Raw genomic sequence first — 16,839 nt, forward strand, 5'->3', positions numbered from 1 at the left:
TTAATAGCATTATCATTTAACATAATAATGAAAACCCCGACCACAATCAATGAAATTCCCACTATTGATGCGAAAACCATTGAAAGCATACAGCTTCCACCAATCCACATCCAGAAACCTCAAATATACAAACCAGAAGTCACGTTTCAGGATATAGGATGCTTTATATTATTTAAGGGCAGAATTAATGATCGCAAGCGAGGGGGCGCTATACTAGAAGCGGAGCTCCTTTGACTTTCACAACCCCTACTCCCACTAGTATCCACGCTCGGGCCACCCTTCTGGAGTAAAGATTGGAAACGCAGGGCTCCCCCAATCTGCGGGATTCCAACTCCAATTTGTGTCGACTTGAAATACTGTGAACTCACCTATCTCGAACCCGACCCCGCCAGCGCCGGTCACGGAAAAGGATTCACCGGACCCATCAGAAGCGTTCGGGAGCCCGACACACACTCCCACGACGTACGCTCCGCAGAACTTTGGAGTCACACCGGTACTATCACGCGGGCTCATTCCGCTTGCACCGACGGGCAAGTCCAGCTTTCCAATTCCAACACCCAGAGATACCGATATCATGCCATCCTGAAAGGAAGCTCCGACGCACAGTACGAGGCAATACCCAGCACCAACAACCGCATGCTCCTTCAACCATTCCAATACATCATTCAACCCTTCCTTGTGCCTCTGAAGGACATCATCGGGCATCGAGCGTCCATCCGGACCGCAGACTGCAGGGTAACTACCTGTACATGGTCCCCCCATATTGGATTGTGCTATACCAAGCGCTTCGGCTTTGGGATCGCGTGAGGGACCTGCATATGGATCCACCTTGATGACAGGTGTTGCTACACCGCCACCCCGACTTCCGCCACCACGGTAACCACCGCTGCCGCTCTTGCTACCGCCACCGTTGTAGTAGCCGCCGCGTCCGCCACCGCCCGGGCCCCTGTGGCCGCCGCCGGAAGGGGGGCGGTAGCCCTGGCTTACTGTTCCTTTGACGTTCCCCTGGTTGGAGAAACAACTCGCCAAGGGGCTCTTCTTGGGCCCCTTGGGCCTATAGCCGCACGGATAGAGACCGCTCGCATCGGACTGAGTTGCGGGGCTGTTGTTCGCATAGGCATAGCCATGCATCTGCTGCGGGGAGGACCCGTCGAGCAGCGGGTCCACCGAGATGAACCGGCCGATCGTCGCGTCGTAGGCGCGTGCGCCCAGTTGGGTCAGCCCCGTCGAGTCATCAACAGTCCCGCCGACGAATCCCTTCTGTCCTGGCCATTCGCCACTGATGCTGCGTTCCTCGCCGAAGACGGTGAAGCGCCGCTGTACAAAGGCGCCCGAGTTCGCGTCGACCGTGATCTGCCCTGTTCCCTGGTGGTCAGAGAACAGCCAGCTCAGCTTCTGATCATTCTCCCGAACCGCAACGGTCTCCCCCGCGTGCTGATAGAAGCGGGTGGCCTCTGTCTTCTCCTCGCCAGCGGTCCACGAAATCTCCTGGCCAGGAAGGTAGAGGGTTGTCACCGGACCTTCGCGCCGTAGGAGGCGCTGCCCATCGGCGTCGTAGACGTAGCTGGTCTCACCGGGACCGTTGCCGACCTTTTCCAGTTTGCCTTCGGCATCCCAGGTCAGTTTTTGGTCCTGATCGGCCGTAGTCTTCCGGGTCATGTTGCCGGACTCGTCGTACTCGTAAGTCCAGGTCTCTTCGCCGTCGCTGCCCGTCTGGTCAACTTGGGCAACAGCGTGAGCGGGCCCCTCGTCATCTCCCGGGGTGGAATACGTGCGAGAGGTCTGCCCCTCCCCTCTACGTCTGGTTTCAGCGAGGCGGTTGCCAACTTCGTCGTACGTGTAGGAGTCCCAGTACGGCGCCGGACCACCGAGCCTGTCAGCATCCGGCTCCTCCCCACAGGCGTTCTCACCAGCAGTGGCAGGAGTCCACACGTCGGTCAGGCGCTGAAGGTAGTCATAGGCGAAACACTGCGCGTCACTGGGACGGTTCTCGTCCGTCGGCTTGTCGCGGATGCTGAGAATGTTGCCGCTGTCGTCATAGTCGTAATGCTGGGTTGACAGTGAACCATCGCCGATCTCGTGGACGAGACTGGTCATAGACAACCGATTCGTGGGTTCCTCATACTTGCGTGTCGCCCACGTCTCCTTCGCCCCTACAGCACCGCGGCTGAACTGCCGCTGGAGGAGGTTGCCGGTCTTCGAGTAGATAGTCTCCGTGACGAGGCCCTGCCAGCCCTCCACCGTCGTGGGCTGATTCAACTCGTCATATCCAAAGGCTGTGGTCTCTTTCTTCAGAGCACCCGCTGCCGGGTAACCCATGGATTGCAAGCTGCCGTCTGGGTTGTAGCCGTTGACGTAGCGATAGGTGCCCGCGAGCTCCCCTTCGATTTCCGGAACGGTGATGTCCTTGACCTTTGGCCGGTTCATCTGGTCGTAGCTGCGCACTTCGGTGGTGTACGCCTGACCATCGACGTAACGCGTCGCGGAGGTGAGCTGCCCCTTTGCGACGGAGTCATAGACCCATTTGGCCCGCAGGTTCCCCGACGGAGAGTCATCTCGTAGCTCGATCCGACGGCCCAACGCGTCATAGACGTGGGCCAGAGTCTCACCGCGACCGTCGGTCGAACGGACTTTCTGGTCCAAGGCGTTGTAGGTAAAGGTGGAGGTTCCAGTGTCTGGGTCGTCCTCCTTGATCCTGCGGCCACGGAGGTCGTAGGTGTAGGTCCAGGTGCTGCCGCCAGCGTCGGTGATCGTGGCGATCTTGCCGTTCTTGGCGTAGGTGTAGGTCGTCGAATCGTAGTCGCCCTCGGGCAGGCGGCCGTGGTGCTGGCGCAGTTCGACGGTCCGGCCGCGGGCGTCGGTGATCGTCGTGCTGCCGGTACCCCCCTCAGGCTTGGTCACCAAGGTTCTGTCACCTGCGTAGGCGGTCGTCGTGCGCCGCTGCTCCTCACCCCGGGACACCTGGATGACATCAGTGGCGCGGCCGGCCCCGTCGAATACGGTCTCGGTCTGACGGGGAATTTCGTCATCATTATTGACGATGAACAGGGAGTCTGTCGGGTCTTCCTCGTTGTAGTAGGAGGCCCTCTCCTTGACCGCATTACCGCGCGAGTCATAGAAGACATCGATGATACGCCTACCACCGCCAGTCGCCGCACCCTGCGTCTGGCGTTGTCTCAGCAAGCCGTCATAGATCTCATAGCTGGTGATGTACTGACCATCGTGGTTGAGCCTACGCGTGACAACGCTGGTGGGAGCGTCCTTCCGGACGTTGTACTCGAACTCCATGCTCGGACGCGGGTTATCGGACTTCGGCCGATCAGCCAGCCATACCTGAGTCAACCGTCCGAAGGGGTCGTAGGAGAGTTCCGTGCGGTTGCCGTTCGCATCGACCTGGGCTGTCAGTGACGAACGGACATCGTACTCCTGGGAGGTCGTGAATCCGAGAGCATTGGTGATGCTCATCTTCATCGGGGCGCCGTTTTTCGCCGCGCTTTCGTACGCAGTGGTCGTCTTGTTACCCAGCGCGTCGATGACGTCCACAAGTCGCCCATAGGAGTCGAAGGTGTTTTCGACGTGTGTCTGGTACTTGGCCGTACCCGAGTCATAGTCTGCGATGCGCTCGACCTTGGTAGGCAAGCCGTGGGTTGGAGTTTTCCCGAATTCCTGACCGTCGAAGTGGGTGCGCTCGTCGCTGATGACATCGTCGGGGCGCTTCGGGTCCTTCGAGCACGCGACTGCGACTGTCTCCACTCGGGAGACCTTGTCCAAGAGCCACTTTGAGGTGTTGCGTGCGTAAGTCGTCCGGGTACAGCGGTCATCCTCAGGTGTGGATGTATCTCCAAGGTCGTCCGTACGGACGACGTACCCGTAATCGTCGAAGGTGTTGACGGTCTTGGTTGTCCGCCAGCCTTCTTCTAAAGCGGTGTAGCCCTCGGTGGTCTTCGTCTTGACCAGGTGCGAGTTCAGAGTGCCCCAGCTGTAGCTACGCTCAGCGGTCTTCTTCTTCCAGGGGGTCGAGATGGTCTTCTCCACGGCCTCGCCACCCGCGCCATTGCGGGTGATGACCTCGCGCGTCTGCCCGTTGAACACCTCGTCATCGGCCTGCTTGCCTCCCTCCGAGTCGGTGATGCTCACCGACCGCTTCCCGGAGGGCTGTTTGTCGCCGTTCATGCCCCGGTAGAACAGGTGCTCCGTCTCCGACTGGGTCTCGTCTGCGGCACCCTCGCGAACCTTAACCTTCGCGTAGCCGCGGAAGACAGACCACGTCTTACGCTTGTTCGGAACGATGCCGTCGGGATCGTCAAAGTGCCAGCCCGCACCTCCCACATACTGGTACGAGGTAATGACATCGGGCTGCTGTGCCACCAGGTCGATCTCGGCGACTTTGGTGACGACATACTTGTGAAACCAGTCGGTGAGCTCCTCCTCCCCTTCGGGTGTCCAGATCACCGGATAGCAGCGCTTGGTGTTGGAGTGCGGCTTCGGTGTCTGGCCGGGTTTGCACTCGGGTGCGGAGTAGGAGACGTCGACTTGGCCACCGGTCTCGGTATAAATGGACGTAATTCGCCACTTGTACATCGGCGCCAAGCCATCGGAAGTGGAATCGACTCGGTTCTCCAACGCCGTTCCACCGAATGTGATCTTAGGATAGGTCTCGGTGCCGCCGACATGACCGGTGTGGGTAATGGACTCCAGCCACAGGGCCGGGGCGGTTCCGTCTCCGGGCTTCGGGTACTTGTGTTCCAGTTTCCACGAGTCAACGGTGGTGTAGTCGCTGCCATCGTGGACCTGTGTGGTGATGGTGTTCAGCTTCTTGGTGGAGAAGAACGAAGCGGAGTGCTTACCCGTACACTTCTCGTCCTTCTTGCACTCCTGGTCAAGAGGAACATCCGGCCAGTGCTTGGCATTTTTCTTGGTCCGCTTGGACGGCGCACAGTCGAAATCCTCGGTGGGCAGGCAACGTTCGCCGACACCGAAGTTCACACGTGCGGCAGCGGTTCCAAAGACGTCATCTGAGCGGAGTCCGTACTCGATCCGCTTGAGGTATCCGCCCCGTACATACGGGGTCGCAGTAGACGTGAGATTCCGGCCGTAGTAGTTGGTCTCCTTGTCGTAGTAGTAGGCCATGGCGTTGCCCTGGACGTCGACGACATAGTCGAGGTTCCACTTGTACGCCTGCTGGCACCAGGAGTCCGCAAAGCGAGACTTATGGCACGGTTCACCCGATTCATCGCCGTAGACCGGCATCGTCCACGCCGACTTGGTCTCCGGCTTGCCCGAGGCCCATCCCGGCAAGCGGTTGCGACCGAAGAAGTACTGCGTGCCGTCGGGCGTGGTCAGCTTCCAGTACTCGCCGTCGTTGTCGCCGTTCGTCGCACCGGTCAATCTCTCGATCTTGGAACCGTCATCGTCCTTGAGGTGCCACTCGCCATCGGAGTCGATAATCAGCTCGGTAGACATGCCGTTCAGCGACAGCGTGGCATTGTGCCGGGCCCAGCACTGATCGGCGACCTCGTTCTTCCCGTCCTGGCACAGCCCATAACGGCGCTCGATGTAGCCAGGGTCGTACGAGAAGCCCTCACCGATCCAGGAGGTCTGGTTGTTGGAATTGGCCGTACGGCCATCAACGCTCTGGGAGGAGTAACCCAGCGACAATCCGGGACTGAGTTCACCCGCTACCTTGGGTGTGGCCATCGAGTACGACCAAGAGAAGTCCCCAGTCTGCACCCCGACGTTCCATTCCGATGATGGCGAGAGCGGGGTGGCGGAATAATCTCCAGATCCCTTTTCGCTTTCCGTGCTGGGCGCGACTGCCAGAAGCGTCCCTGTTCCTGCGGAAGCAGGTGCCACAGCAGAAAGCGTTCGCGCCTGAGCGTTGTTCTCCGATTGCAGATCGGTGACACGCGAGCAATACCGAGGAGCCGATTCGGCGTCACAGTCTTCCAGCGCCAGGAGTTCCAGGCGAGAGCCGTAGTCACCGCCGAAGGCGGTGGCAAAGTCCGAATAGTCGACTCCGACTTGGACCGGCGCAGTCTGCGATCCACCATCGGTCCGGGTCAGGCGCAACAGCACCCCATCGACACCGAGAGTCTCGGCAGTCTTCTGATCAAGGACTTCGAGCTCAGCGCTTTCCAACTCGACTGGCTTATCCGGCTCACCCGCGGCCTCAGCTTGGTCGGCGCCTTCATTCGACTCGTGCTGCGCGTTCCCCTCTTGCGGCTCTGCTTCTTCGGGCTCCCTTCCCTGCTCCATCTCCGGCTCGGGTGACGACGGGCGGCCCGGCTCTGGTGTGGTGGGCTCGGGCTGAGCAGGGGCATGGCGGCTTTCCCGCGGCGTCTCCCTCGTCCCCGTCTCCTCGCCCCGCGAAACTTCGGTAGATTCGTCCGAACTATCCGTCGCGCTGTCGGAGGATTCCTGGTCGCGCCGTAGTGGCGACTGCCACGTTTGCAGAACTTCATCCGGCACGGCCTCGATGGACACCGCCGTCGAGTCCGTGTTGGCAGGAGCAGACAAGGTCCGTGCCCGGGGCTCCGCGTTGGTGTCGGCCAGTTTCACCTTCTCAGGTGTGGGCCAGTCTGCGTCCGCCAGTTCGGTGATCGCGGCCTTGCTGACTGAATCATCCTGCGCGACAGCGGACTCGAAGGCGTCTCGGCCTGCGACCGACTGCTCATCGGTGACGCTGGGGCGGTGGTTGTACATCAGTGCCGAAGCAGGCACGGTCGACAGCGTTGAAGCGACGACCACCAGTGCGGTGGACCGGACAAGAATCTTCCGGGCGCGCGCTCGCGGGTTCGTGACTTCCGAAGCGTTCTCGGACACAGGGAGCCTCCAGTCCGGCGACCAAAGTCGCCGGGGCCGTGCGGGGGGTAAGGAGTTCAGGGGGTGTGGATCATGACGTCGCTCGCTACGTCATACCGACAGACCCACCGCGGACCTGCGCCACTTCGGCGCCGTTCAGGACGCCCTGGTAGACGTGGACGTCGTCAATATCGCCGCCCCAGGCGCCCGTGAGCCTCTCCTCGAACTGCGCGGCGCCGATCACCAGCGCGCCGTTGGCGTTCCACGGGTTCTTCTGCACGTCGGTGCCCTCCTTGACACCGTCGACATACAGCGTCATCTCGCCCGTGGTGTAGTCGTAGGTCGCGGCCAAGTGCGTCCATAGGCCCAGCTCAGGAGAGCCCTCTGAGAGTGCCCGGGACCATCCCTTGGCACCGACCTCATCCGAGGGGGCCATCTTGAGCACCCAGTTGTCCCAGTCGTAGGTGTTCTGCTGGCCGAGGTAGAAGCCGCTGTGGTTGGTCCCGTCCTGTGAGACAGCGGTGGAGTTGGTGTTGGTCTCGTCCAGGCGGACCCAGGCGGCCACGCTGAAGCTGCGGTCAGTGCGGATCGCCGGAGCCTCGGTCGTGATCCGCTCGTCCTTGCCGTTGAGCGTGACCCCAGGCGAGAAGGTGTGATCGTTCTCCGCGCCGCCCCACGCACTGTCCGGGTCGCCGTGCAGTGTTCCGGTCAGCCCGTGGTCGCTGGAGTCAGCAACCGAGGTCCCGGCGGATTCATCCAACTCCCAACGTCCCTCTAGCGCAGTCGGCCGATTAGCGAGTTTCCACGTCTCGGGTCTCCCGCCCGAGTCCTCCAGAGCCTCATCCATGACCACGCGATCCCACACGCGTACGTCGTCGATCGCGCCGGGCCAGGGGTCATACGGCTCGCCCTTGAACTTCGCGCCGCCGATCACCAGCGGGCCGTCAGCGTTCCACGGGGTCCCTTGGACCGTGGTGCCCTGCTTGACACCGTCGACGTACAGCGCCAGCTCGCCGCTCGCCGGGTCGAAGGTCCCCAGCAGATGAGTCCACGCCCCGGACTTCGCCGGTTCCTTCGAGTAGACGCGGTGGTCGACGGCGGCGGAGTCGGTGTCGTCGCTGGGTGCCTGCTTGAACACCCACGACCCGTTGCCGCCGCGGTGGTTGTAGCCGAGGTAGAACCCGCTGTGCCACTCGCCCTCCTGGGCGACCGCGGTGTGGTTGCGGCTCGGGTCGTCCAGCCGAACCCACGCCGCCACGCTGAACGCCCTGGACGTATCGACCACCGGGCCGTCCGTGGACAGACGGCCGTCCGTGCCATCAGTCCTCACAGCGGTCCCATTGAGCCGGTAGGAACCATATTCGGCGCTGCCGACACGCCCCCGCGTCCAGTCCACTCCACCCGAGGCGGTCACGTTCCGCCCCTCCTGGATGGCGTCTCCGCTCGTGCCTCCGCTGCCTTCGTCCACCGGAAAGTAGGCCACCGGATGGCTCGGCTCGGCCACGGTGAAGGTGTACACCAACACGCACTCAGAAGAGTTGCCGTGGGCGTCGGTGGTGCGTGCGTGGATCAGGTTGGGACCCGATGTGCTTGGCGTGATCACGGCGCTGACCGAGCCACCGGGCTCCTTCGGCGTGAGCTTGGTAGAGCAGGAGGCGTCGTTGACGCTGTAGTGGTAAGCGGCCGCGTCCTTGACGCCGTTGGCGGAGAAGGTGAACGCCCCCGATTTGCCGACCGTCCCGCTGACCTCGTCCCCCTCGGGGTAGTCCTGGGAGGTCACCTCGGGACCGGTCTCCGGGTTGGTGGTATCCACCTTGATGTAGCACCAGTCCGACCACGGATAGCCCCACACCGTGCGGTCATGGGCGATCGCCCGATACCCCAGTAGCTCGCCCTCGGGCAGATCCTTGGCCCTGGCCTGGTAATAGCTGCCCTTGGGCCACTTCGCCACGTCCTTGTAGGCCGTGTCCACATACCCGACGCGGTCGCCCTTTCCGCCGATCTTCCACTCGAAGCGGGTCTTGAGCTTCTGGCCGTACCAGTGGGAGTCGTAGTCACGCACATAGGCGCGGAACGTCGGCGATTTCGTGTTGATCAGCCGCGGGTTCTTCGGATCCGTGGAACACACCCCGCCGTGCGAATCCGACATCTTGCCGGTGTCGGGCTGGGCCGGCTTGTTGTTGAACCGCACCACCAGCTTGGGGTCCTTGGCGAACCGCCGCCAGTCCCAGTTGGACCCCGAGCGGGTCTCGTTGCCGTACAGCCCCAGGGTGACCGAGGACTTGTCGTACTTCGCCCCCCACTTGTAGGCCTCGGTGGCGTCGAACTCCACGCCCTTGCCCCCGCAGGCCGGACGGCCCTTGTCGACGTTGACCTTGTCCTGGAACTTCGACTTGGAGGGCTGGCGGTTCCACGTGGTCTTGGAGCTGATGCCCGAGGTCCGATACAGCCGGAAGGTCGCATCAGTGCACCCGAACGCGTGGGTGACCTTCATCCGCAGCGTGGCCCGCTGGATCGTCGTCGTCGCCTTGCGGGTGCGCTTGTAGACACTGAACCGCCAAAACGCCCGCTTGGTGTTGCCGTACTGCGGCTCATACCCCACCCCGGTGTCCTTCTCGGAGCGGTTGTAATACGCCTGGGAGGGGTACTTGCGGTTCACATAAGCCCAGGCCTTGCGCGACACCGACACCGAAGGGTCGATAAAGACCGGGAACTCGGTCTCGGGGTCATCCAGCATCGCCGCATCGGGCACCAGCTTGATCGAGGCGGGCTCGACCTCCGCCCGCACCAGGGCGGTGCGGGCGCCGGCCGCGGGCCGGGAGGCCTTCTCCTGCTCGGGGACGTCCTGGCCCGCCGAGTCCCACATGGCCGGGGCCGAGGCGGTGAACACCGACTCCCCGCCCTTGTCCCCCAAAGCATCCAGATTGCCCGCCGCATCGGCACGCATCCGCACACCCTCGGTGCCCAGCGCCAGCTCCAGCTCGGCCAAGTCCGGATTCTGGGCCGCCTTACGGGTCTTGACCACCAGCACCTGGGAGAACCCATCCGTCCCGGCCGTGAGCACCAGGTCCACATCCGGCAGCACATCGGCATAGGTGGCCCGGTCCTCCTCCAACGTCGGTGCGGGCAGCTCGCCCGGCCAGTCCAGCTCCACCGCCTTGGACCCCAGCCCCACCCGGGCCATCGGCGCATCCCCGCCCCCGGAGAACTCCACCTCGGCCGAGGACGCCTTCGGACGCACCATCCCACTACCGGTCGTGGCGAGGGTGGTGTCCACCGGCGTCCAGCCCTCCGCCGTGCGCACCCGCTCGGGCACCGCCGACTGCTCCAAAGTGAACGACCCATCCGGCTCCGCGAACACCCGCGACCGCTCATCAGTCAACGCGGGAATCTCAACGCGCTCCCCGGTTGCCGCAGCTTTCGCGGACGCGGAGCGCTCGTCGGCGGTGCTTCCGGCAACGGAAGGGGGGTCTCCGCGTTCATCTGCGGATACGGCGACAGGTGTGGTGAGGGACGTGGCCATGACCGCAGCAGCGACCACGGCCGGCATCCGGCGACGCATGGGGGATCCCGTCTAGTGCTCAGGTGGGGGGAACATCGGCATAACGCCATGAAGCAGGGCGAAACACACGATGCCTGAATCGGATGTGAAGCTAGCAGTCCACACAGCGTGGTTGAAAGTGCCCATATGGCCCTGGTGAACCATCCGTCGCCCTGCTGTGATCTTGAGAAACCTGCTTTCACCTGGACCTCAGCAATAACGAAGGCGAATGATCTTCATGTTATGGCCGGATTCGGCCACCGTCCCACCTCAACCCGCCAAGGGACGTTTTCGCCCCGACTCCCAAGTTCCGAAATGCGACCGACACGCCAGGTCTGACCAGCGAGTCCGCTTACCGTGACGGAACTGTTAAGGGTGAAATCATGGACACGGGGCGGGAAAGGCACTTGCATCGAATCCCCGGTCTATACCAGTCCCGGGGATGTAGCAGGAGGTGCGAGCATGGTCAGGCCCATCCGTCCGTCGCACGGTGCCGTCGTCACGGCCACTTCTCTGTCATTGGCGCTTCTCGCCACCGGGTGCGACTACCTCAGTGGCACCGGCGGCACGTCGGCCGGACGAGATGGGGCTGGTTGTGAGCCGTTCGCCGAATGGGCGGACGTCGAAGGCGGGACCGTGGACATCTACGCCTCCATCCGCGACGAAGAGGGCGAGCGGATGCAGCGGGCGTGGCAGGACTTCGCCGAGTGCACCGGTATCAACATTCGCTACGAAGGCAGCGGCGAGTTCGAGGCCCAGGTGCAGGTGAAGGTCGACGGCGGAAACGCGCCGGATATCGCGTTCTTCCCGCAACCCGGCTTGCTTTCCCGCTTTGTCGAATCCGGTGACGCTCTTCCGCTGCCCGACAGCGTCGCCAAGCGCGCCCAAGAGGGATATCCCGAAGACTGGCTGCAGTACGTCGAGCATGACGGGAAGCTTTACGGCACTCCCCTTGGCGCGAATGTGAAGTCGTTCGTCTGGTATTCGCCGGGGTTCTTCGAGAAGAACGGATACGAAATCCCGCAGACGTGGGACGACCTCATTACGCTCAGCGACACGATGGCCGACGACGGCGTCAAACCCTGGTGCGCGGGCATCGAGTCCGGTGAGGCCACCGGCTGGCCGGTCACCGACTGGCTGGAGAACGTGATGCTCCGGGAGCACGGTCCCGAGGTCTACGACCAGTGGATCGACCACGAGATCCCGTTCGACGACCCCAAGGTCACCCAGGCCCTCGACCGCGTCGGCGACATCCTTCGCAACCCCGACTACGTCAACGGCGGCCACGGCGGGGTCAAGAGCATCGCCACAACGTCGTCCCAGGTCGGTGGCCTTCCCATCCTCGACGAGAAGTGCGGCATGTATTTGATGGGTTCCTTCTACGCCGCGCAGTGGCCCGAGGGCACCGAGATCGCGGAGGACGGCGACGTCTTCGCGTTCAACCTGCCGACCATCGACGAGGAGATCGGCACGCCCGTCCTCGGTGGCGGGGAGTTCGCCGCCGCCTTCAGCGACCGCCCCGAGGTCGTCGCCGTGCAGGAGTACCTCGCCACCGCCGACTACGCCAACAACCGCGCCCAAGAGGGCGCCTGGTTCTCCGCGCACAAGGATCTCGACCTCGACGCGCTGGACAACCCCAACGACCGCTTCGCCGCCGATCTGCTGCGCGACCCCGACACCGTGTTCCGGTGGGACGGCGGCGACTACATGCCGGCCGCGGTCGGCTCGGGCACCTTCTGGCGGGCCATGACCAACTGGATCAACGGCTCGGACACCGAGGACGTGCTCAGCTACGTCGAGCAGTCGTGGCCGAAGTCGTGACCCGCGGCCAGCGGCTCTGGTCCCGGACGACGGACACCGACCGACGATGACCGAGGAATGCGGGGGCCTCCATGGCATTCGACATCTTGGCTGAGCTTCCCAAGCTCCTCTGGCTGGTCATCGCCGTGGCCGCGTTCCTCGCCGTCTTCGGCGTGCTGCTGCTCGCCGTGGACGGCGGCCCGCGCACCCGCTACGACTGGTGGCAGGCCGCCTGCTTCCTCGCCCCCGCTGGGATCCTGCTCCTGACCGGCCTGGTCTACCCGGTCATCCGCACCACCGTGCTCTCCTTCCACGGCCCCGGAGGCGACACATGGGTGGGCTGGGGAAACTATGTCTGGATGTTCACGCGGCCCGAGATCCTGCTCGTGCTGCGCAACACCTTCCTGTGGGTCATCTTCGCCCCGATCCTCGCCACCGCGACCGGCCTGGTCTACTCCGTGCTCGTCGACCGCTCCCGCTACGAGTCGATCGCCAAGTCGCTGCTGTTCATGCCGATGGCGATCTCGTTCGTCGGCGCCAGCATCATCTGGAAGTTCGTCTACGCGTTCCGCCCCGCCAACGCCGACCAGATCGGGCTGCTCAACCAGCTCCTCGTCTGGGCCGGTGGCGAACCCCGCCAGTGGCTGCTCGAAGGACCCCTGAACACCCTGCTGCTCATCGTCGTCCTGATCTGGATCCAGGCCGGGTTCGCCATGGTCATCCTCTCGGCGGCCATCAAGGCCATCCCCGCCGAGATCGTGGAGGCGGCCCGCATCGACGGTGTCAACGGCTGGCAGCAGTTCTGGCGCATCACCCTGCCGTCGATCTGGCCCACGGTCACGGTCGTCCTCATCACCATCTCGGTGCAGACCCTCAAGATCTTCGACATCGTGCGCACCATGACCGGCGGCCAGTTCGGCACCTCGGTCATCGCCAACGAGATGTACAGCCAGGCGTTCCGCTACGGCCAGCTGGGCCACGGGTCCGCGCTGGCCGTGTTCATGTTCCTACTGGTCATCCCGCTCGTCCTGATCCAGATCAGAAACGCCCGACGAACCAGGGAGGCGCAGTCGCTGTGATCCTGTCCCCGCCCCGCACCGGGCCCGATCCCGCTCCCGGCCGCGCGGCCACCGCCCGGCCGAGTGCCGCCGCGCGCGTCCGGCGCAAGCTCTCCGGCACCGGGGCGAGCGCCGCGGCCATCATCATTGCGGTGCTGTGGACACTGCCCACCGCCGGGCTGCTCATCTCCTCCTTCCGTCCCGAAGACCAGATCAAGACCACCGGCTGGTGGACGTTCTTCAGCGACCCCACCCTGACCCTGCGCAACTACGAGGAGGTGCTGTTCGGAGGAACGAGCACCCGACAGCTGGCCAGCTACTTCGTCAACTCCTTCGTCATCGCCCTGCCGACCATGGTCTTCGTGGTCGGCATCGCCGCGCTCACCGCCTACGCGCTGGCGTGGATGAACTTCCCCGGGCGCGACTGGATCTTCATCGGCGTCTTCGCGCTGCAGATCGTCCCGCTACAGATGTCCCTGGTCCCGCTACTCAGCCTGTTCTCCGACGGCCTGACCATCGGCACCACCCAGGTTCTGCCCGCGTGGGACCTGCGGGGCGCTTTCCAGTTCACGCGGGTGTGGGTCGCCCACACCATCTTCGGCCTGCCGCTGGGCATCTTCCTGATGCACAACTTCATCGTGCAGCTGCCCAAGAGCCTGATCGAGGCCGCACGCGCCGACGGCGCCGGGCACGGCGTCATCTTCCGCCGGATCGTGCTCCCGCTCATCGTTCCCGCCCTGGTGTCCCTGTCGATCCTGCAGTTCCTGTGGGGCTGGAACGACCTGCTGGTGGCGCTGATCTTCGCCGGGGGCAGCGTCGAGGTCGCCCCGCTGACCGTCCGGCTCGCCGAGATGGCCGGGACGCGCGGCGAGGAATGGCAGCGGCTGACCGCAGGAGCGTTCGTCTCCATGGTGGTGCCGCTGATCGTGTTCTTCTCGCTGCAGCGCTACTTCGTTCGGGGGCTGCTCGCGGGGAGTACGAAAGGGTGACGGGCCCGGCGACCTGGCGGACGGGGCCGACGCGGTAGGCGATGACGACGAGTGGTGCGCAAGACCGGGAGTGCCGGCGGCGAGCGTCCTCGCCGCGGTGGCCGCGCGACCCTGGCCGGGCTACCAGCCCGTGGGCAGCCGCCCGGTGCCCTTGCAGATGGGGCAGGTGGTGCCCGACCGGGTCCGCCCCGTTCCGCCGCAGTCGACGCAGAACCCCTCCTTGCCGGTGAAGGGGGCCATCGCGGCGTGGAAGCGGTTGACCACGGTCATGGCGGCGTCGTTCAGGTCGCCGCCGATGGCGGGGTTATGCAGCAGGTTGTAGGCGTGGTCGGCGATCACGCAGATGGCGTCGACGGTGCCGGTGACGACGGTCTGGCCGGTGGCGTCGGTCCGCGCGGCGGCCAGGGCGTCCTGCGCCGCCTGGTGGAAGGGGTTCGCGTCGCGGGTGGTGGCCACCGCTGTCGTGGCCATCCAAGCGGCGAACGGGCCGGGCAGGGTCAGGGAGAGCCGGGTCGGCAGCTCGTCCTGCATCGGAGGCTCCTTCCGAGTGAGTCCGGCTCGGCTCACCCTCGGGCGCCGGACCCCTGCCACCGCTGCGGAGCCCGGACACGATGCGCCCTGTAGGGCCGCACCGGGGGTCCTCACCCTACTCGGGACGGGCGAGCCGCACATCCCCCTCACCCGCCTCCTATCCGACCTCGTACTCCTGGTTGCGCAGGCTGTTCAGGATCTTCTCCAGAACGTCGGTGTCCGCCGCGTCGGGCAGACCGGTGTCGGCGAGGATGGTGAACGCGCGGACCGCGTTCTCCTCGTCGGGGTTGGGAACGACCACCGTGTGCGCCTCGGCCGTGGGCGGCTGGCAGCCCTCCGTGGGCTGTTTCAGCGTGGCGTCGACGATCGCGCGGTGCCCTTTGAGCCCGTTGTTGGTGAACTCCTCGACCGCGCGCACCGATGTCGAGGCCGCACCGGCGTCGGTCGTGAAGCTGAGCTCGGCCCACCTGCTGGCCACGCCCTTGGCCATGGCCGCGGTGTCCTGGGTCTCGGTGATGCCCTGAGCCCCGGTGACCGCGCGGTCGCCCCAGCCGTCGCAGGGCTGGTCCTTGTAGATGGCGACCCCGCTCATCGCGATCTCGGGCACGCCGTTCTCGTCCTCGCCCTGCCCCACGATGAAGCCGTCGCCCTTGGCCGCCCAGCCGTCGTCCGACGGCGGCACCTCGTAGGTGAAGCCCCACTTGTGGGACGTGACGGTGCGCCACCCGGGATTGATCAGCTTCTCCGGTTCGCCGGGTGACTCCGACGGCTCCTCGGAGGGGTCATCGTCGACCTCGTGCGCCGTGGCGCTGGGTGGCGGCGCCGACGCGGCGGCCCCGGGACGCTCGCGCAGCGTGTTCCAGACCACCACGACCGCGATGACCACCGCCACGACCATGACCATGGCCACCAGGGCCAGCATGAGCGGGCTCATTCCGCCCGAGGCGCGCGGTGCCGGCGCACCCGGCTGCTGGGGATAGTTGTAATTGCCGTTCTGGGGATTTCCTGGCCACGTCACGGCCCTGACTTTAGAGGATCTCCGTAACTTCTCGATCACCCCCGGGGGCGGCTACGCACAGTGATTCCCGCAGGGGTGCAAAGAAGGTACGCGATGGTCGGATCGAGGTCGTCGGCAGACGCGATTCGGCGCTTTTCCATACGTTCACAGAATTTCTGTTTTCAGCGATTGAAATGACGACCGCTGGCCACACTGGGACACGAAAACCGCCTTGTGCCCGCCCACGACATGAGCCAGGGTCGGTCGGCAAGGGGGCAGCAGGCACAATCATTTTTCGATGGAGCAGAAGAATGACGGTTATGCGAAGGATCGGCGCTGCGGTGGTCTCCGCCGTGCTGGTCGGTGGCCTGTTCACCGCGACCGCCCCCGCGGCGTCGGCCCACAGAGCGTCGGTCACGATGAACCGCGCGGGCTGTACCTACGCCGGCGGCAGTAACCACACGACCGCGTGGACGCAGAAGGTGCGCGGCTCTTGCAAGGGCCATGCCTGGGTCCGCCTGCAGAAGAGGAACGGTTACTACAGCCCCTGGCGCCATGCCAAGAATTTCAAGAAGATCCGCACGGGCAAGGGCCAGCTGAAGACGAGCATGCACAAGACATGGCGCAAGGGGAAGGTCTACCGGCTTTACCACCGCTGAGCCGCTAGGCGCGCCGTGTGACCACTCCGCGGTGGTGGGGGCTGGCGGGCCGCGGGTCGGCCGCCGTCAGCGCCGCCGCGGCCCATCAGCCACCCATGATCCACAGAGGTGAAACAACGCATGACCGCAATCGCGCGAGCCCTCGCGATCACCGCCTGCCTGGTGCTGACCACCGCGATGGCCCCTGCTCCCGCGCCGCATACGGGCTGGGTCACGATCCACCGTGGCACCTGCACCTACGTGGGCCGGAGCGACCACACCTACGCGTCCACGCAGAAGACGCGGGGCGGGTGCCTGGGCCACGCCTGGGTCCGGTTGCAGAAGAGAGGCGGCGAGCTCAGCCGCTGGCACCACGCTCCCGACTTCAAGAGGATCTCGACGCAGACGGGGCAGCTCAGCACCAGCTTCCACAAGGGCTGGGGCAACGGCAAGGTCTACCGGGTCCGACACTACTAGGGCGGCG

General features: G+C 64.5%; 9 protein-coding genes. 5 read left to right on the forward strand and 4 right to left on the reverse strand.

Features of this window, described 5'->3' with window-relative positions:
• Nucleotides 1-255: 255 nt before the first annotated feature.
• Both ABD259_RS14340 and ABD259_RS14345 read right to left on the reverse strand, forming a co-directional pair.
• Nucleotides 256-6,822: an RHS repeat-associated core domain-containing protein gene (locus ABD259_RS14340; protein ID WP_344162837.1), complete on the reverse strand. Its 6,567-nt coding sequence runs from the start codon at nucleotides 6,820-6,822 to the stop codon at nucleotides 256-258.
• Nucleotides 6,823-6,907: 85 nt separating this feature from the next.
• Nucleotides 6,908-10,363: a LamG-like jellyroll fold domain-containing protein gene (locus tag ABD259_RS14345; protein ID WP_425573522.1), complete on the reverse strand. Its 3,456-nt coding sequence runs from the start codon at nucleotides 10,361-10,363 to the stop codon at nucleotides 6,908-6,910.
• A 441-nt stretch (nucleotides 10,364-10,804) separates the two neighbouring features.
• Between ABD259_RS14345 and ABD259_RS14350 the strand changes: the two genes are divergently transcribed.
• The 3 genes from ABD259_RS14350 (at nucleotide 10,805) to ABD259_RS14360 (ending at nucleotide 14,189) form a co-directional block, all read left to right on the forward strand.
• On the forward strand, nucleotides 10,805-12,163 hold the full coding sequence (locus ABD259_RS14350) for an ABC transporter substrate-binding protein (protein WP_344162842.1): 1,359 nt from the start codon (nucleotides 10,805-10,807) through the stop codon (nucleotides 12,161-12,163).
• Between the two features lie 71 nt (nucleotides 12,164-12,234).
• Nucleotides 12,235-13,221, forward strand: coding sequence for a carbohydrate ABC transporter permease (locus tag ABD259_RS14355; protein WP_344101350.1), 987 nt, complete (start codon nucleotides 12,235-12,237; stop codon nucleotides 13,219-13,221).
• A gap of 2 nt (nucleotides 13,222-13,223) precedes the next feature.
• Nucleotides 13,224-14,189, forward strand: a complete 966-nt coding sequence (locus ABD259_RS14360; RefSeq protein WP_344101784.1) for a carbohydrate ABC transporter permease — start codon at nucleotides 13,224-13,226, stop codon at nucleotides 14,187-14,189.
• Nucleotides 14,190-14,309: 120 nt separating this feature from the next.
• On the opposite strand, the gene ABD259_RS14365 is transcribed toward ABD259_RS14360, so the two are convergent.
• Both ABD259_RS14365 and ABD259_RS14370 read right to left on the reverse strand, forming a co-directional pair.
• A complete protein-coding gene (locus ABD259_RS14365) occupies nucleotides 14,310-14,720 on the reverse strand; it encodes a hypothetical protein (RefSeq protein WP_344101352.1) in 411 nt (136 codons plus the stop codon).
• Between the two features lie 157 nt (nucleotides 14,721-14,877).
• Nucleotides 14,878-15,738, reverse strand: a complete 861-nt coding sequence (locus ABD259_RS14370; protein WP_344162844.1) for a DUF8017 domain-containing protein — start codon at nucleotides 15,736-15,738, stop codon at nucleotides 14,878-14,880.
• Nucleotides 15,739-16,028: 290 nt separating this feature from the next.
• Between ABD259_RS14370 and ABD259_RS14375 the strand changes: the two genes are divergently transcribed.
• Together ABD259_RS14375 and ABD259_RS14380 are read left to right on the forward strand one after the other, a co-directional pair.
• Entirely contained in the window at nucleotides 16,029-16,376 is a 348-nt protein-coding gene (locus ABD259_RS14375; protein WP_344101356.1) for a hypothetical protein, read from the forward strand.
• A 120-nt stretch (nucleotides 16,377-16,496) separates the two neighbouring features.
• Nucleotides 16,497-16,832 (forward strand): hypothetical protein, encoded by a 336-nt coding sequence (locus tag ABD259_RS14380; RefSeq protein ID WP_344101358.1) that lies wholly within the window; start codon nucleotides 16,497-16,499, stop codon nucleotides 16,830-16,832.
• The last annotated feature ends 7 nt before the right edge of the window (nucleotides 16,833-16,839 follow it).

Origin of the sequence: Nocardiopsis rhodophaea (assembly GCF_039530945.1) — a bacterium.
Taxonomy (GTDB): Bacteria; Actinomycetota; Actinomycetes; order Streptosporangiales; family Streptosporangiaceae; genus Nocardiopsis_C; species Nocardiopsis_C rhodophaea.

Excerpts from the sequence above, each read along its gene's own strand:
- ABD259_RS14345 (WP_425573522.1), bottom strand. The coding sequence starts at position 10,363 with ATGCGTCGCCGGATGCCGGCCGTGGTCGCTGCTGCGGTCATGGCCACG.
- ABD259_RS14350 (WP_344162842.1), top strand. The coding sequence starts at position 10,805 with ATGGTCAGGCCCATCCGTCCGTCGCACGGTGCCGTCGTCACGGCCACT.
- ABD259_RS14355 (WP_344101350.1), top strand. The coding sequence starts at position 12,235 with ATGGCATTCGACATCTTGGCTGAGCTTCCCAAGCTCCTCTGGCTGGTC.
- ABD259_RS14365 (WP_344101352.1), bottom strand. The coding sequence starts at position 14,720 with ATGCAGGACGAGCTGCCGACCCGGCTCTCCCTGACCCTGCCCGGCCCG.
- ABD259_RS14375 (WP_344101356.1), top strand. The coding sequence starts at position 16,029 with ATGACGGTTATGCGAAGGATCGGCGCTGCGGTGGTCTCCGCCGTGCTG.
- ABD259_RS14380 (WP_344101358.1), top strand. The coding sequence starts at position 16,497 with ATGACCGCAATCGCGCGAGCCCTCGCGATCACCGCCTGCCTGGTGCTG.